Source organism: Kitasatospora sp. NBC_01539 (assembly GCF_045040525.1).
Taxonomy (GTDB): Bacteria; Actinomycetota; Actinomycetes; order Streptomycetales; family Streptomycetaceae; genus Kitasatospora.
This window is the reverse complement of record NZ_CP109390.1, coordinates 6,691,253-6,712,426: the sequence shown is the minus strand read 5'-3', so window position 1 is coordinate 6,712,426 and position 21,174 is coordinate 6,691,253. Positions and strand designations below refer to the sequence as shown.

Here is a 21,174-nt window from a genome sequence, read left to right as displayed (position 1 = left end):
ATGTGCACGGATCAGTGATACACACGCATTCATGACGCCTTGTCAGATATTGCACCGAGCGCAGCGGCGATGCGTGAGATGTCGGCAAGCAGAGCGTCGGGCGGTTGATCGAGGTCGAGCGCGTTCTGGTGGATACGGATGCCCGTGTTGCGGATGTGGTGCGCGGCATGCGGGGCGCTGCCCTTGGCGTAGATGAGATGGCCGGCGGGCAGGCGCAGTGCTGTGCAGTAGGCGAGGAGTTGGTACAGGTCGGCGTCAGGGAAGCCTTCGGGGCGTTCAGCCTTGTACTTGGCGTCGACGACAGCGAGGGGGCGGTCGGAGTCGTCGTACCAGACGAAGTCCGGCTTGATGCGGACGGTTTCGGCTTCGTCGAGGTGGATGCCGCCGGCCTGGAGTTCGGTACGGCCGCCGCACTCACGGAGCGCCTCGCGAAGGGCGACGCAGACGAAGTCCTCGAACACCTTGTTCATGTCGAAGAGGAAGCCGTCGATGCGAACCGTGCCCTCGTGGTGTTCCACGGAGGCACTGTTGAGGATGAGCTCGGCGAGGCGCAGCGCGGGATGGTAGCGGTCGTTCAAGCGGGACGGTCGCCAGCGCGGAAGCGGCTGCCCTGTGGTGAGTGCCCGGACGTCGGCGAGGCGGGCCCGGAGGGCGAGCAGTCGCCTGCGCACGTCGAGGTGAACCCCGGGGAGTCGCAGCAGGCGCAAAGTCGCGGCGTGGAGGAGCTGGTTCTCGGCGATGTCGGGGGTGTACTCGTCGTAGGCGATCTCGATCGGAAGGGTCAGGCCGAAGCGTCTGCGTAGTTGATCGTGCTCGCGGATGCGGCCCCGGACCACTGTGGTGGACTCCTCAGTGTGCCGGTATCCCTGGAGCAGGCCCGGCCGCACCGCTCGCTCCGCCTGGCGTTCGAAGGCGTGGGCGACGGCGGGGAGCAGGTCCCGCTCCTGGTCGACCTGCACCTCCCCACCGATCGGGCGCTGAACGCCTCGGGGGTCGGCGGCGTAGCCGAGCAGGAAGAACAGCCGACGGATCGGCAGCTTCGGGGTGATCCGCAGCTCCACACCGCCGATCCGCACCGCACCGACGTAGTTCAGCGCCCGGACCTGCCAGCGGGTGGAGTCGCCGGGCCCGTCCACGTCTGGGCGTGCCTCGACGATCCGGGAGGCGGCCAGGGCCTGTCCCACGGCGGGTGCGAGTCGGGCTGCCATCCAGGGGCCGTACTCGGTGAGGCTCAGGGATGCCTCGGTCATTCAGCGTCGACTCCCGGCGCCGCGTCGGACACTGCGGGGTCGTCGCTGTGCGCCGGACTCTGCTCGGCGGCGGCGAGGGCCCGGCGGAGCGCGGGGAGACCGTAGCGCTTGGCGACGTCAGTGCCGTCGCCGTAGTGGTGTTCCTCCAGGAGAGGGAGGATCGCTGTGCGCCAGGCGCGTTCGAGGCCACCGTCGGCGTAGACGGACTCGCGCATCAGGTAGGAGGGGCCGATCCGGAAGTCCTTGTCCTCTATGCGGCTGTTGAGCACGCGCAGCAGAGCGGGGACGTCGTCGGAGCTGTGCGCCAGGCCCTCGCGGGCGAGCCAGCGCGGGAGCAGGTCGCGTGTGGGCTCCTCGTCCGGGTGCAGCGCGACGAACGCGAAGCGGCGGCGCATGGCGGCGTCGACGAGGGCGATGGAGCGGTCCGCGGTGTTCATGGTGCCGATGAGGTAGATGTTCGAGGGGAGCGTGAACTCTCCCGAGTACTGCAGGTCGACGGTGCGGTTGCGGTACTCCAGGACGAAGTAGAGCTCGCCGAAGACTTTGGCCAGATTGGCACGGTTGATCTCGTCGATGATCAGGAAGTGCGGCGTCTCGGAGTTCTCCTCCGCGAGCGCGACGAGCTTGCGGAACGGCCCTGGGCGCAGCTCGAAGCCCACGGCACCGCTGCCGCCGTCAGCCGACTGCTGGACCGGGCGGAATCCCTCGAAGAAGTCCTCGTAGGAGTAGGAGGGGTGGAACTGGACCAGCTTGACGGCGTGCGGGTCGCCGGCCAGGTCTTCGGCGATTGCTTGGGCGAGGAACGTCTTTCCGGTGCCCGGCGGCCCGTAGAAGATCAGCTGTCGCCTGTCGTCAAGCAGGTCGCGAACCTCCTGCAGCCACGGGCGGTCCACCAGCAGCTCATCGGCCAGCTCGGCACTTGGGTCCGGCAGGTTCGCTCGAACGGCCCGGCGGGTGCCCGACACCTCGGGGTCGTCCTCGGGGGAACGGTCCAGCAGCTCCTCCAAGGTATCGAGAAGTTGAGTGAGGTCGACCAGATCATGCTGGCTGGTGAGCTTCGCCTGAAGTTCCTCGGGCAGGTCTGCGTGGTCGAATTCGAGGGTTGTCCAGTCGACGGTGCGGCGGAGGTTGGAACGGCCGTCCGGGGAGGCCGTGAACTCGGCCGGGCCGATGACAGTGCCGAGGTGGAGGTGGCCGGCGGAGAAGGAGGCCACCAGATCGCCAGGGTGGACGCGGTCGAGAAAGACGGCGAACTGATCGGCCAGCTCGGTGCGCTGGTTGTAGGAGAGGTGACCGTACCGGTCGTCAACGAGCAGCTTCAGCTGATCTTTCGTCAAGCCCTGCGGAAGGGACTGAAGACGGGACGCAGCGAGGGAGCAGAAGCCCTCCGCCAGCCACTTTGGCACCACGTTCACGCCCTGGACCGCCGCACCGCGGATCAGCCAGCCCCGCCGGACGGCGTTTCGCTCGCCGTCGACGCGGGCGGCACGGGCCAGTGCGGCGCCGAGTTGGTCCCGAGTAACGCGCTGAGCACTCGGGGCTGCCCCCGTGGCGTCCAGCGAGAGGCCCTCGGCGGCGAGACGCTTGCGCCAGCGCTGGATCTGATCCGGCTGGGGTTGGATCCGTTGCGGGGGCTTGCCGTCCTGTCCGAGCACACGCTGCCCGCCCAGGGGTCTGATGCCGCACAGCCAGGCCGCGAGCCGGCCCGGATCAAGGTCGGCCATCTCGGCCACGTCGTCCAGAGCTACCCACTGGCCCGGCTGGACCGCAGTCTCCAGGATCTTGGTGGCGTACTGGTAACCGGCTCGGTGCTTCTCGGCGTAGTTCAGGGCGCTGCGGGTGATCTCCAGAAGGTCATCCGGGTCGTCGGACTGCGCGAGCGCGTGCCGACCCAAACTGGTGATGCGCCAGACGCCCTTCTGCTTCCAGATCAGCCCCGCGAGGACGGCGTCGGAGGTGTACCAGCGCCAGTTGTTCTCACCCTTCGTCTGGCGACCGGTCTTGGTCGGAACCGCCTCGTGCTCCTCCAGCGGGAGGTCGGCGACGATGCGCGCCCACAGCTCCTGGACGTGCAGCCCACCGGGCTGCTCGGCGAGGATCTCCAGCGCCCGGCGAAGGCGGGGCGGCACCCCCTGACGGAGCGTCGGCATGGTCAAGCCTCCGGGAGAGTGGCAACGGTTGGGGTGGCGGCAGAGGAACCGAGGCTGCGATCCGAGGTCGTGGGGTGGTCGGGAACCCCGGCTAGCGTCGGGTTCAGATCGCTTGAGGCAAGTCGGTCGAACGCGCGAAGGGTGAGTTCACGGGTGCGAAATCGCCCGTACAGGCGCTGTTCATTGCGCTCAAGCGTGGGAAAGGTAGACACGATGTGCTCGAGCTCTGCGCGGCTTAGGCGGAACAGGAGCTTTGCCACAATTGCATCGATCTCGGCGCGGACTTCAGCCCGATCAGTGTCATCGAGGAGCGCCTCAGCTGGAACCTGCCCCTCGGGTGCCGACGATGTCCAGCCGTACTCGGCCATGCGATTCCAAAATGGAGTCATCTCCGGGCTGGTGCAAGTAAGGCGGAGGACGAGCGGCGCGAGGTGGTCGAGAATCGGGTGACCCGGACGAAGCCGGGGAAAGGGGAGGCTATCCAAAACACCCAGTTGTACATGAAGCGTGATTTTCTTGCGCGCCAAAAAGTCCAATACAAGAGAATTAGCTGTAGCCAGCCACAGGAGGAAAGGCCATTCTGCCCCATCCTCGAAAAGGATGGTCGGCACTGGGTCGCCGCAGATCACATTTGGGGGAATGATCGCAGCGACCAGTGATCGCTCATTGCGGGGGGACGCCACATTGCAAAACCCCAAGCGGAATCGGTGAATACGACCCATTACCTTGTTGGGGATTTTCCGCTCGGGTACGACCCACTGAGGGATGATGGCCTTCTCCTGGTCGCCAAACTCCAGACTGTGCCAAACCGCCGAACGGCCTCGTCCGGATACGTACGCCTTGGCTCGGTGGTCGTATTGGGCCACCATTCGCCCTTCATACAGCGGCAGGCCGGGCTCATCGTCGGTATACCTATCGCGGTCCGTTCCCATGTCGATCTCCCGCTGGTACACCCGCTTCGGGAAGTCGTCCGAGCTTGCCGCGAAGGCCGGCCACTGAAGGTAAAGGTGATCAGTCACTGCTGCATCGATGCCGCCCGCCGTATCGCTGATCGCGAGAGCATCCGGCGACTGACTCTTTACGACCTCTACGGAAAGGCGGTGAGGGCGGTCCAGTGCCGCCATCAGATCATTGGGGTTCTTGATCTGAAAAGCAGCACTGAACTCGGTCGTTCTTCCAAATCGGCGTGCAGTGTACGCAGCGAACCGCATGGTCGCGTCCGCGCCACGGAACCATCCCTCACCCGTGTTGATGAGTCCCATCATCAGCATCAGGGTCCAATGGTCGAAGAGTTCCTCACGGATGGCCTGAGCATTCGCACCGTTATAGATGCCCGACGGGGTGACCTGCGCGACAGAGCCACCCGGTTCAGCCAGCGCAAATGCCGTTTCCACGAACATTCGATAGACGTTGAAGTCACCCTTGCCCAGGTTTCCCTTGGCGAACAGGCGATAGCGGCCACCGGATTTGAGGAAATGAACCAACGCGTACAGATCCCTCCGCGATCGCTCCCAACTCTCGCGGATCGTCGGAATCAGAAGAAGTTGACTAACAGCCGCTTCCCGCTCGTCCTTCTTCATTGCACGGACGCTGGGGTCGTACGTCGAGAAGAACTCCTTCTCGTCCGGGCTCAGTGTGTCCCATGGGGGATTCCCGAGAATACAGCTGAACCCGCCCGTCCGCCTGTCCTGCGTATTGGCATGAGCATCCGCCGGCGGGTGCACCTCGAATACCTCTGGGAATTCGAGATGCCAGTGGAAGAACCGATAGTGGCCGCTTAGACGGACGATCTCCTCATTGGTTGCGGCGGTGGCGCCTGCCGCCTCGGGGTCCTGGAGACCACGGTAGATGCTGTCGGTGACTGGGGGTGGGGCATCGGGAGTCTTGCGCGAGACGAAGGCTGCGCACCAGGCGTCGGCGACATGGCGTGTGTGGAGGTAGACGGGGTCCTGTTCCCAGGTGCGGTAGGCGGCGGACTGTAGGCGGACCTGCCTGAGAGTATTCGCCTGCGCGGCGGTGATGCGGCGCAGGGTAGTGGCGAAGCTGGTGTTGAGGGCCTTGGCCTCGGTGCTGTGGTGGAAAAGGGCGTCCTGGCCGGCGCGTTCCTTCGCGTTGATCTTCTTGAGATCAGCTACGAACTTCTTGTCGTCGCCCTCGATGGGCTTGAACGCGTCGTCAGGGATGCCTTCCGCGAGAAGTTCCGGAGTGGCGCCCATGAGGGCGTTTCCGCCCTTGATGTGGGCGTCGAGGAAGCCGAGCGGCTTGCCGGGTTCCAGGGCCTCCATCCATAGGGAGACCTTGGCGAGTTCGACGGCCATGGGGTTGAGGTCAACGCCGTAGATGCAGCGGGCAGTAACCTCGCGCAGTGCGTGCCGGAGGGCGTCGACGGTAGGTTCGGGGTTTTGTTCGCGTACGGCGGCGAGGTGTTTGGCGATGCGGCGGGCGGCGGCAACGAGGAAGTGGCCGGATCCGCAGGCGGGGTCACAGACAGTCAGGGAGAGCAGTTCGTCGGCGATGGCATCGCGCGGGTCAGGCTGGTCGGCCGCGGCGGCGCGGGCTTCGCCACGCTTTACGGCGTCGTCGATGACCGGATCGAGGGCCGAGTCGAGGAGGCAGTCGATCAACGAGGTCGGCGTGTAGTAGGAGCCGGTGGTCTTGCGGGCGTTGCCGGGGAGTTCGACGAGTTCGAATGTGGGGCCGGCGGGGTCGTGCTTCGGGACGAGTTCGAGCAGGGACTCATAGACGGAGCCAAGCTCTTCCGCGCCGAGGTGCTGGTAGTCCACGGACCGGTTCCGCTTGGCGCCACTGTCGCGAACGACGGACAGGGCGCGGACGGCAGTGAGCAGGTCCTCGTTGGCGAGTTCCAACGAGTGCAGCGGCGCATCCGCCTCGGTGTCGTCGAAGATGCCTCCGAGGCCTGGCAGGCCCAGTTCCGGGCGCCCGTCCTCGGAGCCTAGGCCGTCGAGGACGACGCGCAGCGCCTGGTACAGGTCGCCGTGGGCGGTACCGCGGCGCCGTTGGGCGTGGTGGCGCAGGCGGGCGGAGGAGAAGTAGTCGCGGTATCGGCGCTGGGCGGTCTCGTCGGCGTCGGGGTGGAGCAGGGCGCCGCGGTCCTCGGCGACGAAGAGGAACAGCATCCGGTAGACCAGGCGCAGCAGGGCGTCTCGGAGGGCGTCGGTGTCGAGGGTGTCGCGCAGGGCGGCGTTGCGGGGGTGGCGCAGGAAGCCGGTGCCGAGGGTAGTGATGGCATCCTCGACGCCCTTGCGGAGCTGTTCGAGAGCGCGGACGCCGGATTCGATGGCTTCGGTGCGCCACTTCTCCAGGCGAGAGGCAGAGGGTGCGGCGCCGTCGGGGACCTCGAAGCGGGAGACGTGCAGGAGTCGGTAGAGCAGCACGAATTCGCTGAACAATTCGCCGTCGAAGATGGCTTCGAGGTCGAACTCGACGTATGCGGCTCCGGCCAGGGAGGTGGAGTCGCGCAGCAGGCGGAGTTGGCGGCCGTTGGAGAGGACCGCCCACAGGTGGCCGCCGGTCCGGTTGAGGCATTCCTGGATGAGGGACTGCGGCGGGACGGTGCCTGCTCCGCCGGGCCGCTTGTCGAGGTCGGTGTTCCAGGCGGTGAGGTGGATGGGAACGTGCTGCCAGCGGTGGCTGATGGGGAAGGTCTTGAGGCCGTCGTCGGAGGTGATGCCGGCGGCGGGGCGGGTGAGGCGACCGAAGCCGAGTTCGGCGAAGAGGGGTTCGAGCCACTGGGTCTGGGCGTGGCCGGTGGGGTCGGCCGGGACGGCGTTGTCGGGTGCGTAGGCAAGCTTGGTGCGCAGTTCGCGCCAGACGCCCTTGAGGTAGTCCCAGTGGCGTTCGGCTTCGTCTCGGACGGAGCGGGCGCCGATGAGCTGGTAGTCGGCGGGGGTGGAGCCGGAGACGTCCTTGCCCTCGGCGATGCGCAGCAGCATGTCCGCGGGGATGAGCGCGCCGATGGTGTGGACGGCGGTGAAGACCTGGGTCTTGGCGGTGGACGACATCAGGCGGCTCCCCCGGTGGTGGCGGCGCTGCCGGGCGACGCGGTGGTGGTGGGCAGGTAGACGTAGACGCCGAGGATGTCCGCGGGCTTCTGAGCGATGACCTTCAGGCCGCGCCGGATCTGGTCGGCTTCCTTGCGGACGCGGGTGTGGGAGTCACGCAACTCGGCCGCTAGGGCGTCGCCTTGGCGCTCCAGCTCGTCCATCACGTCCGGCAGGCCGTCCAGGACGCGCTCGATGGTGGATTCGGCGAAGGCGGGGGCGGTGTTCTCGTCCGGGCCGGCGTCGAGCAGCGCGGTGGCCTGGTCGGGGGTGAGCCAGGTGGCGTTGGCGGGTGAGCCCTCGAAGGCGAGGAGGCGGGCGTCCTCGGCGACGAGCTGCTTCTCGCCGCTGCGCGAGGGCAGGGTGAGGTGGAAGCGGTAGCGCACGAGCAGCAGGGTGGTGCGGGTGGTGACGGCGTGGGTGCGGACGACGCCGCAGCGGCGGGCGGGGCGGTGGGGTTCGGGGATCTCGCGGTCGAGGGCGGCGTTGAGGACATAGCCGGCGAGCGCGCCGACGGCGGGGTCGGTGCGCACGAGCGCGGACTCGCCGCGCGCCACGGCCGGGGTACTGCGGAACGGGACGGGGTGGCCGGAGGTGAGCGCGAGGCCACCGACGGCGGGGGCGAGGGCGTCGCGCAGCCCGACTGGGACGCCGTCCAGGGCGGCGGTGAAGTCGCCGCTGATGGCAGTGCCGCCGCGCAGGTCTGCGCCGAGTGAGCGCAGTGAGTCGCGGACGAAGGCGCGAACCTCCGCCGAGGCGCCGAGCGCGGCGCGGACGGAGGCGAGCTCGCGGGCGACTTCGTCGGGGTGGATGGCGTGCTGGGCGAACCGGGAGCGGGAGGCCCGTTCGCGCTCGGCGGTGGAGTGCCACTCGATTTCGAGGGCTTCGGCCTGCTTGTCGATGGTCTCGAACATTGGAAGTTGATCGCCGGTGCCGTGGTCGCGCATCAGCAGCCACTCGATGATGGCGTCGGTGACCCCGGTGGCGGTCTCGTCGGGGATCGAGACGGAGATGCCGAGGTCCTTGCGGATCTGCCGGTGCTTCTTGATAAGCACCTCCAGGACCTTGCCGTCGATGCCGTTGTCACTGCCATAGAGCGTGATGACACGGACCTTGTCACGCTGCTGCCCGAACCGGTCGGCGCGGCCTTCGCGCTGGTCGTGACGGGTGGGGTTCCAGGCGAGGTCGTAGTGGACGACGGCGTCGAAGTGGTGCTGGAGGTTGACGCCTTCGGAGAGGCAGTCGGTGGCGACCAGGACGCGGCGGGCGGCGGGGTCGTCGGCGGTGGCGTCGGCGATTTCCTCGATTCGGGCGAGGCGCTGCTGCGGGGAGATGCTGCCGGTGACGGCGCGGACCACGGTCTTGCGGCCGAGGGCGCCGGTGAGGTGTTCGGCGACGTATTCGGCGGTGGGGATGTAGCGGCAGAAGACGATGGGGTGGTGGCCCTCTTTGAGCAGGGCCTTGAGGTGCTTGGTGAGGACCTTGAGCTTGTGGTCGCTCTCCACGCCTTCCAGTTGCTCGGCGCGGTCGGCGAGGTCGGCCAGGCGGGCCTGGGCGGTGCCCGAGTCGGCGCCGGGGGCGGCGTCTAGGCCCTCCAGGTTCTCGTCGTCGGCGAGGTCGTGCGTGAGCGGGCGCCCGAGCAGGTCGGCTTCCTCGGCGGTGGCGGCCTGGGCGGAGGCGGAGCGGGTGCGCAGGGTCTGGGCTGCGGCACGCGGGGAGGAGACCAGCGAGCGTAGCAGGGCGATGGCGGACCACCAGGCGATCCGGGCCTCGCGCTTGCCCCGCCCGGTGGCGTCGGCGACATGCTCGCCGGCGTAGGCGATGGCATCGTCGAGCAAGGCCCGGTAGGCGGGGGCGAGGCGGTAGGGCTCGTCCGCGGTATCGCGGTCGGAGGGGAACGCGGTTTCCTGGTCGAGGTAGCGGCGGATGTCGGCGCGGCGACGCTGGACGAAGTACCGGGCCAGCTCGACGCGGCCTGCCTCGCTGCCCATGTCGGTTTCGGCGAGGCCGGGCCGCAGCAGGCCGAGGAGGTTGCGGAATGCCGCGACCTTGCCCGAGTGCGGGGTGGCGGTGACCAGCAGCAGGTGCCGCTCGGTGTCCTCGGCAAGGCGGCGCAACAGTTCGTAGCGCAGCTGGCTCTGCTTGCCGCCCATGGCCGGGTCGGCGGCGACGCAGGTGTGCGCCTCGTCGACGATGACCAGGTCGGGGCAGTGGCGAAGAAAGTCCTCCCGGTGGCGGGCAGACTTGATGAAGTCGGTGGAGACGATGACGTGGGGGTAGCGGTCGAAGAGGGACTGGCCCAGGTTCAGACCGCGTTCCAGCCGGGGCACGGTAGAGGAGAGCACGAGCTCAGCGTCGATGCCGAACTTGGTGCGCAGCTCGCCCTGCCACTGTTCGGCGAGCGCCGGGGAGCAGAGCACGGCCAAGCCCTTGGCCTCGCCCTGGGCGAGCAGTTCGCTCGCGATGAGCCCGGCCTCCACCGTCTTGCCGATACCGACGTCATCCGCGATCAGCAGCCGCACCACGTCCTGGCGCAGCGCCATCAGCAGCGGGACGAGCTGGTAGGCGCGCGGTTCGACGGCGATGCCCGCCAGCGAGCGGAAGGGGCCGGCGCCGGAGCGGAAACCGATCCGCAGCGCGGTGCGCAGCAGCGCGGCGGCGCGGGCGTCGCCGAGGTCGTCGGCGCTGGGGCGGATGAACTGGGCGGGCTCGACCTGCTCGAACGCGGGGAAGACGGCGGCGACGTCGTCGTCGGAGCCGCCAAGCGGGCGCAGCACCAGCATGTCGTCGACGCTGTCGGGCAGCACCACCCACTCCCTGCCGCGCGCCGAGACCAGGGATCCGGCGGAGTACGTGATGGTCATCGGGCAGCTCTCCGGGGTCCTCGGTGCGCGGGGCGGGCAGTGCAGATCAACGTGGCGGCGGTCATGACGGGGTGCCGGTGCCGAAGTACCGGTGCTTGCGGGCGGCGATGGCGGGCCAGTCGGCTCCAGCGGGGAACCTGACGACGTCCCAGCCCTGTTCGATCAGTCGGTCTTCGGCGGCGGCGTCGCGGGCGGCGATGGCCTCGTGATCATGGACCGGGCCGTCGACGAACACGGCGACATCGACGCCAGGGAGCCGGTAAATGTAGTCGGGACGCGCCCGCGCGCCCTCGACATACGTCTGGGCCTCGTCCGGGAGCCGGTAGCCGCCCGCCTTGAGCCAGTCGATGAACTCGGACTCCAGCGTGGACTCGGCGCGGGCGTCGAGGCGGCGGTGCTGCTCACTGCGGGTCTCACCACCCCGGCTGGCCAGCGCCCCCGCGTGGGCGAAACGCAGCAGCAGGCTGGTGATCTGGTGGCGGTCGATGGCCTCGTGGTCGAGCTGGTTGGCGTAGGTGAGCAGGCAGTCGTAGCAGCCACGGGCGCACGGGCGCTCGAGGCTGATGCCGCCCTTGTCCTTGCCGTCCTGATCGAAGTGCGCGATGCGCAGTGCCTCGCGGGCCGCGCGGGCGAGCGCATCCGGCTCGGCCTGCAGGCGGCGCAGCACGCCGGCCCCGCCCTCGGCCGACTCGGCGAGCAGGATGCGGTCGCGCAGACCCTCGGCCGGGGGCAGCAGTTCGCTGCTGAGCTCAGAGTCCTCCAGCTGGAACACCGCTTCGATGCCGCGCTCCAGTGCGTACATCAGCGACAGTGCGACCGGCTTCTCGACCGGTTCGTTGAGCTGGATGACGAGGATGTTGCGGCGGTCCTGGACGTAGGGCAGGACGCGGATCTTGCGACGCTGCTCGGCGTCCTCCAGCGCGAGCATCTCGGTGGAGTCGCCGGACGCCTCCTGGGCCTGCTTTTCCGTCAGCCAGCGGCCCTCGACCGGATCCAGCCAGAAGCCCAGCGGCTCGTCCTCCTTGGCGCGAGTGCGCCCGGTGTTGGTGATCCGCACGGTCGCCGAGTCGCCGTAAGCCAGCCGGGCGAGCGGCTGTCCGGCCTGGTCGATGACGGCGGCGTCCATCCGGCCCGAACGGGCGCCGTGGTCATGGAAGCGGTAGGAGGTGACGAGTTTGAAGCCGGCGCGGCGGCGCTCCTCCTCGTCGGAGGAGATCCGCTCGCGCGGGGTGGTGTAGACGGTATGCAGCTCCAGCAGGCCGTAAGTGGGCTCACCCAGGGGCTCGTCACACATCTGGCAGCGTTCCGCGCCGGCATTGGCGTCGTGGTGGTAGCCGCACTGCGGGCAACGGCGGGCGGTGCTGGTCACCAGATCGCCCGAGCCGTCCGGCGGCAGCTGGATACGGGTGACCTGGTAGCGGGCGCCCTCGTGGTAGATCAGCGCACCCGGCCCGAACTCACGGATCGCCAGGAAACGCGGACGCTGCAGGTAGTCGCCCTCGCTGTAGCGGCCCGAGCCGGAGATGTACGCGGCCAACGGCAGCCGGGGGAACGAGTAGCCGGGCAGGAAGCCCTCACTGGCCAGGTACCGGTACGGGTTGAAGTCCGACAGCATCGAGTTGCCGTCCGGTCCCTCGTTGGTCAGCAACGACAGCTGCGTCTCCGCCTCCCGACGGCGTCGCGCGGCGGCGTCGCGGGCACGCTGGGTGAGCCGGGAGTCCAGGCGGCGGCGGTTCTGCTCGGCCTGGTCCACCAGCGCCACCCGATACAGCTCGCGCCACCGCTCGCAGGACTTCTCGAAGAAGTCCGGGGCCTGACGGACCGTCCGCTCAATCCAGTCCGGCTCCCACCACGACGTGCCGGACAGCTCCTCGTCCAAGCTGTCCAGCAGCGCATGCGCGCGGAACGAAGCACGGTGGCGCGCGTCCTGGTCGGCGATGGCGGCCTGGACGTGGTCGTGCAGGCGCAGCGCCGGATCCGGGCGGCGCACCGTCTCGTCGGGGACGTCGATGTCGATGATGTCGCCCATCGCGCTGCCCAGCTTCATGCCGGTCTCGGCCAGCCAGATGGCGTGCACGTGAGACCGGATCAGGTCCTCGTTACCGAGGTCCAGGCGCGGCGGCGCGACCGAGCCCGCGACCATCCGGTCCGAGCGGCGGAAGTAGTACTGGTCGTGGCTGTTACCGGTGGCGCAGTACGTCGTGACCAGGGCCGGCTGGCCCGAACGCCCGGCCCGGCCGGAGCGCTGCGCGTAGTTCGCCGGGGTCGGCGGGACGTTGCGCATCGAGACCGCGTTCAGGTCGGAGATGTCCACTCCGAGTTCCATTGTGGGCGAGCAGTACAGCATCTTCAGGTCCGCGTCACGGAACGCCTTCTCACGCTGCTGGCGCACCTCAGACGGCACCTGCGCGGTGTGCTCGCGCGCGGACAGCCCGGCCAGGCCGCTCGCGGTGTCCCGGTACAGGTGACGGAAGAACGGGTTCACCCGCGGCGCGTCCTCCGCACTGTAGGTACGCGAGAACGGGTCCAGCGCACCGGTCATCCCGTCACCCGCCCGCCATACCAGCGCCGCGGCGGGGATGCGGTAGCCGGGCCGCGTCTCGGTACGGCGATGCGGGCGGTCACCGCGGCCACCCCGACGGAACCGGTCCTCCACCGCCGGCGGCATGATCTTGGTCATCAACCCGGCGCCGGTAAGTACCTCCAGTAGCTCGGCGATCAGCTGCTGGGCTTCGTCCACACCGATCGGGTGCGGGTGGCTGGGGAACTGGCCGGTGCGCCGCAGATACCGGCCGACCTTGCCCCGCCCCGAGACGTGCAGGTTCGCGCGCTGCGAACCCGGCCGCGACGGGAACGGGTAGGCGATTCCCGCCTCCGGCCGGTCGTGCTTACCCAGCACCCAGGCGTCGATCAGCCGCTGCTCGCTGCCGAGCCGCAGCGACTCGAACTCCTGCTCGCCGAAGCACTCCACGTCGATCGCCAGACCCCGCCTCAGCTCGTCCAGCAGCGCCCGCATGATCTCCGCCCGCTTGCCCGGCTCGGCATCGCGCAGCGCCACGTGACAGGAGGACCACCTCGCCTCCTCGGCCGCCAGCCAGTCCAGATCCTCGTAGTCGATCTTCAGCAGGCCGGTCTGCTCCAGGTTGGGCATGGTGACCCGCCAGCCGCGCTCCAGATCCAGGTACAGCCGGAACGCGACCACGTCGCGCAGCGCGGCGGCGGCCCGCCGTGCCAGGCTCGGGGCCTGGCCCGGGTCCTTGGCGTAGTCGTGCGCGGACAGTCCCAGCGATTCGACCACCCGGGCCGCGAGGTCCTCGTGCCGAAGCCCCTCCTCCCCCGCCGCGGCGACCGCCTGGAAGAGCGCCCCGCGCAGCAACGTGACCTGCACGAAGTCGTTGAAGTGGCCGGCCTGAAGAGACGCGTCCTGCCGGTTGTCCACGAAGGTCAGCAGCTTGCGGGCCTTCGCCGACAACGCCTCGGCGGGAATCTCCCGCAGCGCGCGCAGAATCGATGCGGAGATCAGCGAGGTGGCCGAGGAGCGGCCCTCCTGATCCAGGGTGGCCAGCTTGGCGAAGTCCCGCCCGCGAGTCTGCTCGTAGGAGACACCGCAGCGCAGACAGAACCGGAACGGCGAGGGCAGGTACGCGGCCTCCAGCCCACCCTGTCCCTCCGTTCCGTACACATCCACGGTCACCGGGCGCGGCAGCTTGTCGCGCAGCGTCGCCCGCACCACCTCCTGGCCGTGGTCGTCGATCTCCAGCCACGAGTCCGGCAGGCGGCGCTCGGCCACCGCCTGCTGCGGATCGTGCGGCCACGGCAGATCGGCGGAGACGTACAGGTAGCCGTCGGTGGCCCGCCCACCGGTCGCGGTGGTGTCGCGACGCGGCTGGTAGACGAAGTCGCCGCCGCGCTCGGTCCGCCACACCGTCAGGTACTCCTGACCGCACTCACGGCAGAACGCCAGCGGCAGCAGGATCTTGCCGCCCGAGCCCGGCTGCTCGCGCTGATAGTCGCGGGTCAGGTGCCGGCTGCTCTCGTCCTCCAACGTGACGTGGACCGTGTCGCCCTTGGACAGGAACTGGTGCAGCCGGAACGCGAACAGCGGCTGCCCGTTCCGCGGGTCGCGGGCCTGCGCACCGCCCTCCAGCGTCCGCTGGATCGCCACCGCGCACTCGTCGGCGTCCACACCGCTCTCCGCCGCGAGCTGCTTGGCCACCTGCTCCAGGGTGCGCGGACGCTGCCGGAGCAGGCGACCGGTCGACTCGTCCCGGCGCAACCCCACCGTCGACTCGATCCACGACGCCAGCGGGTCGCGTACCAGGTCCCCGTAGTCGCGCGGCGCGGCCGGGGCCTTGATCCGGGTCGCCGGCACCAGACCCGGCACCTCCTCCGTCGCCCGCTCCAGCGTCTCGCCGATCACGCGCTCGGGTGCCACGGCGGTACCGAACAGCTCGGACGCCACCTCTGCGACCACTGCCCGGGGATCGGCCGCGACCTCCTCGCTCGCCATCGTCGCCGACGTACCCACGCACTGTACTGACGGTGCCTCACAGGCGTCGCGCACCCGGCGGATCAGCATCGCCACGTCCGCGCCCTGCCGGCCCCGGTAGGTGTGCAGCTCGTCGAAGACCAGAAACTCCAGCCCCCGCGCCATCCGGATCAGCGACCGCCGGTCGTCCGGGCGCGTCAGCATCAGTTCCAGCATCACGTAGTTCGTCAACAGGATGTCCGGAGGGTTGTTACGGATCGCCTCCCGCTGCTCCTGCGTCTCCTGACCCGTGTAGCGGGCGAACGTGACCGGCTCACGGCACTCGCCGTAGCCGTCCCGCAGGAACTTGCCCAGCTCGTGGAGCTGACTGTTCGCCAGGGCATTCATCGGATAGACGATGATCGCCCGCACCCGCTTAGCCGGATCGCTCTCACGCGCCCGCAGCACCCGGTCCACGATCGGCACGATGTAGGCCAGCGACTTGCCCGAGCCCGTGCCCGTGGTCAGCACGTACGACTTTCCCGTGCGGGCCGCGTCGATCGCCTCACGCTGGTGCCGGCGCAACGTCAACGGAACGCCGTCACACACCTGACCGTTCTCGGTCTTGTCCGTCTGGAAGATTTGCTCGCACTCCGGGTGCAGCACCCCCTCGCGCACCAGGTCACCGACCGTACCGCCGGAAGCGAACGACGGGTTCAACGACAGCCACGGGTCGGGCCACTGCGACTTCGCGTCGAGATCCGCCTCCACGAACGCCTCGATCCGCGGATCCCGGATCACCGTGCCACCCTCGGTGAACGCCCGGTAGTCCGCGATCAACCGCTGGTGAACCCTAAACACGTCCATCGCTGCGCGCTGCCCTCGTTCACTCGATTCGGATGGGGTCACTGCGTCCTCGACCGTAGACCCGCGCACTGACAACTCCCTTGCCCCCGGCGGCATGTCGGCACCCCCGCCTGCCACTGCCTGGGCCTCCGCGTCCGCATGCAACGGCGCCGTGGGGTCGCAACCCGCCAGGTCCGGCGGGACCGGACCGTCGGACGCCGCCGCCGCAAAGGGGAGCAGCGCGAGCCGGACCTCCTCCGCACCCGCTGGCCTGGCCTGCGGGTTCTTTGCCAGCAGGCGGCCGAGCAGTACCTCCAGCCCGATCGGCACCGCGCCACGCAGCGTCCGCACGGGCGCGGGCTGCTGGTCCACGTGCTTGCGCATCAGCTCGAAGCCGGACCCACCGGTGAACGGCGCAGTGCCGGTCAGCAGCTCGTACAGCACGCAGCCCAGGGCGTAGAGGTCGGTGGACGCCGTCACCGGGCGGCCCAACGCCTGCTCCGGAGCCATATACATCGCTGTCCCGACCGTGGCGTCGGTACTGGTCAGCCGGGCCGCCTCGGCGTCGTCAACGATCAGGCCCATACCGAAATCGAGGACCTTGATCAGCCCACCGCGCAGGATCATCACGTTGCCTGGCTTGAGGTCCCGGTGCACCACCCCGGCCAGATGGGCGGCCTGCAGCCCAGCGGCGATCTGCACGCCGATCGCCGCAGCCCACGCCACAGGCAGATACCCGCGACCGTCGCCCAGCAGCCACGAAAGCGGCCGCCCGTCCAGATACTCCATGACGAGGTAGGGGAGACCACCGTTGCTGGCATCCAGCCCGCCGTCGATCACCCGCGGCAGATGCGGATCATCCAGGCGCCGCATGATCCGTACCTCGCGCGCGAATCGCGCGGCGACCTTGGCAGCCTCAGGGACGGACACGACCGCACCAGTTCGCGTCCGACGAATGATCTTGACAGCGACCTGACGATCGGGGTTGCCCTCCGGCGATGCCTCGTCCACGGCGAGGTAAACCTCGCCCATGTTGCCCCGCCCAAGGAGACTGCCCACGCGGAACCGCCCGGCCACGCGGTCAAGCTCCACTCAGACTCCTCCCGCGCGCTGAGGCACCACTGGGCGCAAGCGCTGCCCCCCCAACGGCGCCATCCCAATCCTTCCGAGACGGATGACACAAGGCGATCATCCCATGGAGCGAGTGGCCAGAGCACGTGAACAGCCCGAACGCCTTCGACCTGCGTGTGTATACCGACTACGAGGGGCCTGCGCCCATCTGAAGCCACGGTCTGAAACCCCACTGCCGCCATCCTCGGTGGTTGAGGCGCCCCAGGATGGGAGGCGTTTGCTGTCCAGTGCGGAAGTAGCCCTCTCAGTGGGGTGCGTCATCCGGAATACGACTCGGCCGTTTTCGATTGGTCCTCCCGAAACGATCGCGGGAGGGGGACGCTGGTGGCCGACCTATTGCTGTTCCGGCTGGATTCCAATGGTCAGGACGTCGAGCTGCGGGGCTCGACGGTGGCGCTGGAGGTGGAGCTTCAGCGGCGGGTCGAGGCGGGGATGGAGGCGATGCTCGGCATCCGGTTCGTGGCGTCCGAGTATCCGACCGGGCCGTTGCACCGAGGGCGGATCGACTCTCTGGGGCTCGACGAGAACAACACACCAGTCGTGATCGAGTACAAGAAGGGCAGCGACCACGGAGTCGTGTCCCAGGCGATCTCGTATCTGCACTGGCTCAAGAGCAGCCCCCACGAGTTCGAGGCGCTGGTCAAGGAGCGGCTGGGCTCCGAGGCTGCCGAGGGGATCGACTGGGGAGCCCCGCGGGTGGTCTGTATCGCGGCGGACTTCTCCCACCACGACCGAATCGCGGTGCGCGAGCTGGACAGGCGGATTGACCTCGTTCGCTACCGCGTCTTCGAGGGCGGGCTGCTGAGCCTGCTGCTGGTCGAGTCGGCGCCTGGCTCCTCCCCCTCTGTCCGCACGAGACGTCAGGCCCGCCCGAACGAGGCGGGTGTTGCCACGGAGCCCGTCGTGCCGGAGTCGGCCAAGACCATCGTCGACGTACCCGACTGCCTGAGGGCCCTGTACGACGAGCTGGACGAGGAGTTCACCGCCTTGGGTGAGGTGGAGGTCAGGCCCACGCAGCACTACATCGCCTACCGGCGGCTGGTGAACGTCGCCTCCGTGCTCTTCCGGCCTTCGCAGCCAGCGATGCTGCTGTACTCTCCCGCGCCCAGTGCACCCAAGTGACCCGCTTCTCCTGGGGCGCGGCCGGGAAGCTGCCGTTCCTGCCTCGGCTGCGCCAGGGCTGTCGGCGTACACCTGAACGTGGCTCTGGCAAGATTTTCGTAGCCGGAGATCATCCTGGGGCGGCAGTGGGTCGGTCTGCGTATCGGCGACGTAGATGGGCGATCAGTACGACTCGGTGGCGGAGGAGTGGGATGCCGGCACGGCCTCCCATGATGCGCTTCTGAAGCTTCACGTCGGTGATCCGGCCCTCGTTGACTCCGGAGTTGTATGGCGTGGTGATTCCCTGGACGACTGCGTGTTGGTCTTCGCGCAGGGCGGTGGCGATGCCGGCGAGGGGCGCAAGTCCGCTGTCGGTGAGTCGTCCGAGCCAGTCCGGTAGTGGTGTGGCATCGCGGCTGTCGAGCATGGCGGCGAACTCGCGGACCAGACCGTGGGTGCGCCGGAGTTCCGGGCAGTGTCCGAGCAGCCGGCGAAGACGCTCAGCGGTTTGCGGGCCGTGCCGGCCGGGGGCGGTGATGATCCAGCGTGCGGCTTCGCGGGGAGAGGGCGGGCGTTCACGGGGCTCGTCCAGCGGCAGGCCACGCCTGAGTGGTGCGAGGGCCATCTTCACGCGCTGGTAGTGCCCCAGGTAGCCCTTGACGACGAGTTCCTGGTGGAGGATCTTTGCGCTGTGTTCGCCTTCGTCCCAGCGTTGTTGCAGGTAGTCGAGGTAGGGGTCCAGGGTGGACGGGCGACGGGGAGCGCGGCGCATGACCTCGTGCCAGGTGCGGGCCCGGGCGTACTTGCGTACCGTGCGGCGGTCCAGCCCGAGCTCACGGGCTGCAGCGGCGTAGGGACGGCCTGCATCGGTCAGTGCGTGTACGGCTTCGAACAGCCGCCGTGCGTGACGGCCGGCCGGGGTGTCCACCGGCCCGGAATCGGCGTCCACCGCCTCGGCGTGCTCCGGCCCGGCAGGATCGGGGGCCGGGAGCGCGGCGGGCAGGCAGCCGCGGTGGGCGGCAGCGATGTCCTGGACGCGCCGGGACAGGCCCTGCCAGAGATGGAAGCGGTCACTGACCTGGACCGCGTCGGGGGCACCGTCGGCGATCCCCTGCCGGTAGGTGAGCGATCCGTCGCGGCAGACGACCTCGACACCGGGATGCCCGCGCAGCCATCGGCTCAGCTGTTCGGCGTCCCGGCCCTCCCAGAGCGTCAGTGGGAGACGCGTGGTGGCGTCGACCAGGAGGGTGCCGTAGGTGTCGCCGTAGAGCGCGAAGTCGTCCACGCCCAGCACCTGGGGTGTGACCAACTGCGGCAGCGGCACCCGCATCAGCTGGGCGAGCATGGTGGACCGCGAGAGTGCGACGTTCAGAACACGCAGCATCCGGGCCCCGCCCCGGCCGGCCAGCACCACGCCGACGGCCTCGACCAGGTGCTGCAGCAGCGGGGTGCGCCGCTGGTAGCGCACGGCCAGCCCCGGCACCTGCTCGGCGAAGGTCACCTTCGGGCAGGCCGGGTTCTCGCAGTACAGGCGGCGTACGCTCAAGCCGATCCGGGCCGACCGACCGCCGATCGCGGCATCGGCGAGGTGCCGAACATAGCGGCTGTGGCACCACTCGCTCAGCTCGCCGCATCCCGTACACGCTGCTGGAACGCCGGACCGTGTGCGGGCGTGAACCACCACGACAGCATCGGAAACCTCAACCGAGACAACTACCACATTGGCCAAGTGCGGTAACAGTGCGGCCAGTTCAACAGAACACAGCCAGAGGTTGCCCACCGGCAAACCAACCGACCGCCGCCCCGGGATGATCTCCGGCTACGAAAATCTTGCCAGAGCCCTGAACGTCCCCAGCCACGTACGGATGAACGTGGCCACTTCTTGATGCGTCGGGGACCGTTGCCCGGCACTCTGCTGCTTGGTCGGTGAGGAGAGTGGCGGAGGGCGGCTGACGGTGGTTCTGGATCCGCATCGCTGGTTGGAGCTGCGGCGCTTCCGTGGTCTGTTCGAGTCCGGGGCGATGGGTCTGTCGGAGATTGAAGTTCCACCCTGCGGTTGGACACCTGGACACTGGGACGTGTGAGCCCAGAGGAAGCAGTGCCAGGTGGGAACCAAGAGCAACATGAGTAAGCGCTACACGGCGGAGTTCAAGCGGGACGCGGTCGCGCTCGTCCGGTCCTCGCCGCATCGGAACGTCACCGAGATCGCCCGGGAGCTCGGGGTCAGTCCGGAGGGGCTGCGGGGCTGGGTGAAGCAGGACAAGACCGACCGGGGTGAGGGCCGACCGGGCGAGCTGACGAGTGCCGAGCGCGAGGAGCTCACCCGCCTGCGGCGGCAGACGGTCGAGCAGCAGAAGACGATCGAGATCCTGCGCAAAGCGGCCGCCTATTTCGCGACCGAGACGATACGGTGATCCGCTTCCGTTTCGTTGATGACCACCACGGCGCCTGGGGCGTCAAGCGGATCTGCCGAGTACTGGGGATCGCCCGCTCCTCCTTCTATGCCTGGCGGGCCGGCGAGCAGGACCGCCGCGCCCGCATGCGGGCCGAGGACCTGCTCGCCGCCGAGATCACCGTGATCCACCTCGCCTCCAGGGGCTCCTACGGGGTGCCGCGCGTGCATGCGGAACTGCGCCGCCAGGGCCGACTCGTCAACCGGAAGAGGGTGGAGAGGATCATGCGCGAGCGTGGGATCGCGGGCGTCACCCGCCGCCGGCGCCGCAACCTGACTCGTCAGGCCCGCAAGCCGGTGCATGTTCCGGACCTGATCGGGCGCGACTTCACCGCGCCCCGCCCTGGAGTGCGGCTGGTCGGCGACATGACCTGCCTGCCGACCGAGGAGGGCTGGCTCTACCTGGCCACCGCGATCGACCTGGCCACCCGCGAGGTGGTCGGCTACGCGATGGCCGACCACCACCGCGCCGAGCTGCCGGTGGCCGCACTGCGGATGGCGGCCGGACGCGGCGGCCTCGAGCGCAGCTGCATCTTTCACTCGGACCGCGGCAGCGAATACACGTCGACTGAATTCCGAGCCGAAATAGGCAAGTTGAAGATGAGGCAGTCGATGGGGCGAGTCGGCTCCTGTTACGATAACGCCGCTGCCGAGAGCTTCTTCGCCGTACTGAAGGAGGAGATCGGCACCCGGGTCTGGCCTGACCGCGCCAGTGCCCGCGCGGAGGTCTTCGAGTTCATCGAGACCTTCTACAACCGCAGGCGCCTACGCAGGCACCCGGAGTGGGGCTACCTCACGCCACTCGAGATCCGGCAGCGACACCAGCAAGGTCATACCCTCGCGGCGTAGAA

Annotated in this window: 9 protein-coding genes; 3 read left to right on the top strand and 6 right to left on the bottom strand. The window is 68.8% G+C overall.

Annotation, left to right across the window (positions count from 1 at the left end):
• Window positions 1-29: 29 nt before the first annotated feature.
• The 5 genes from OG335_RS29095 to OG335_RS29075 form a co-directional block, all read right to left on the bottom strand.
• On the bottom strand, window positions 30-1,250 hold the full coding sequence (locus OG335_RS29095; RefSeq protein ID WP_405014104.1) for an McrC family protein: 1,221 nt from the start codon (window positions 1,248-1,250) through the stop codon (window positions 30-32).
• Entirely contained in the window at window positions 1,247-3,400 is a 2,154-nt protein-coding gene (locus OG335_RS29090) for an AAA family ATPase (RefSeq protein WP_405014103.1), read from the bottom strand. Before OG335_RS29090 ends, OG335_RS29095 begins: the two co-directional genes overlap by 4 nt.
• Window positions 3,401-3,402: 2 nt before the next feature.
• A complete protein-coding gene (locus OG335_RS29085) occupies window positions 3,403-7,422 on the bottom strand; it encodes an Eco57I restriction-modification methylase domain-containing protein (protein ID WP_405014102.1) in 4,020 nt (1,339 codons plus the stop codon).
• Entirely contained in the window at window positions 7,422-10,325 is a 2,904-nt protein-coding gene (locus OG335_RS29080) for a DEAD/DEAH box helicase (RefSeq protein ID WP_405014101.1), read from the bottom strand. The genes OG335_RS29085 and OG335_RS29080 overlap by 1 nt, the downstream gene beginning before the upstream one ends.
• Before the next feature lie 61 nt (window positions 10,326-10,386).
• On the bottom strand, window positions 10,387-16,731 hold the full coding sequence (locus OG335_RS29075) for a protein kinase domain-containing protein (protein WP_405014100.1): 6,345 nt from the start codon (window positions 16,729-16,731) through the stop codon (window positions 10,387-10,389).
• Between the two features lie 363 nt (window positions 16,732-17,094).
• On the opposite strand from OG335_RS29075, the gene OG335_RS29070 reads away from it, so the two are divergent.
• Window positions 17,095-17,892: a hypothetical protein gene (locus tag OG335_RS29070; RefSeq protein WP_405014099.1), complete on the top strand. Its 798-nt coding sequence runs from the start codon at window positions 17,095-17,097 to the stop codon at window positions 17,890-17,892.
• Window positions 17,893-18,001: 109 nt separating this feature from the next.
• Here the strand turns inward: OG335_RS29070 and OG335_RS29065 are convergent, their stop codons facing one another.
• Complete coding sequence (locus tag OG335_RS29065) at window positions 18,002-19,651, bottom strand: ISL3 family transposase (RefSeq protein WP_405014098.1); 1,650 nt, start codon at window positions 19,649-19,651, stop codon at window positions 18,002-18,004.
• Between the two features lie 325 nt (window positions 19,652-19,976).
• Between OG335_RS29065 and OG335_RS29060 the strand changes: the two genes are divergently transcribed.
• Entirely contained in the window at window positions 19,977-20,285 is a 309-nt protein-coding gene (locus OG335_RS29060) for a transposase (protein ID WP_405014097.1), read from the top strand.
• Window positions 20,282-21,172 carry an IS3 family transposase gene (locus OG335_RS29055; protein WP_405014096.1) on the top strand — a complete coding sequence of 297 codons (891 nt, stop codon included), beginning with the start codon at window positions 20,282-20,284 and terminating at the stop codon, window positions 21,170-21,172. The genes OG335_RS29060 and OG335_RS29055 overlap by 4 nt, the downstream gene beginning before the upstream one ends.
• The last annotated feature ends 2 nt before the right edge of the window (window positions 21,173-21,174 follow it).

Bases quoted from the DNA above. Each gene is read 5' to 3' on its own strand.
- OG335_RS29080 (WP_405014101.1), bottom strand. From the start codon at position 10,325: ATGACCATCACGTACTCCGCCGGATCCCTGGTCTCGGCGCGCGGCAGG.
- OG335_RS29085 (WP_405014102.1), bottom strand. From the start codon at position 7,422: ATGTCGTCCACCGCCAAGACCCAGGTCTTCACCGCCGTCCACACCATC.
- OG335_RS29095 (WP_405014104.1), bottom strand. From the start codon at position 1,250: ATGACCGAGGCATCCCTGAGCCTCACCGAGTACGGCCCCTGGATGGCA.
- OG335_RS29090 (WP_405014103.1), bottom strand. From the start codon at position 3,400: ATGCCGACGCTCCGTCAGGGGGTGCCGCCCCGCCTTCGCCGGGCGCTG.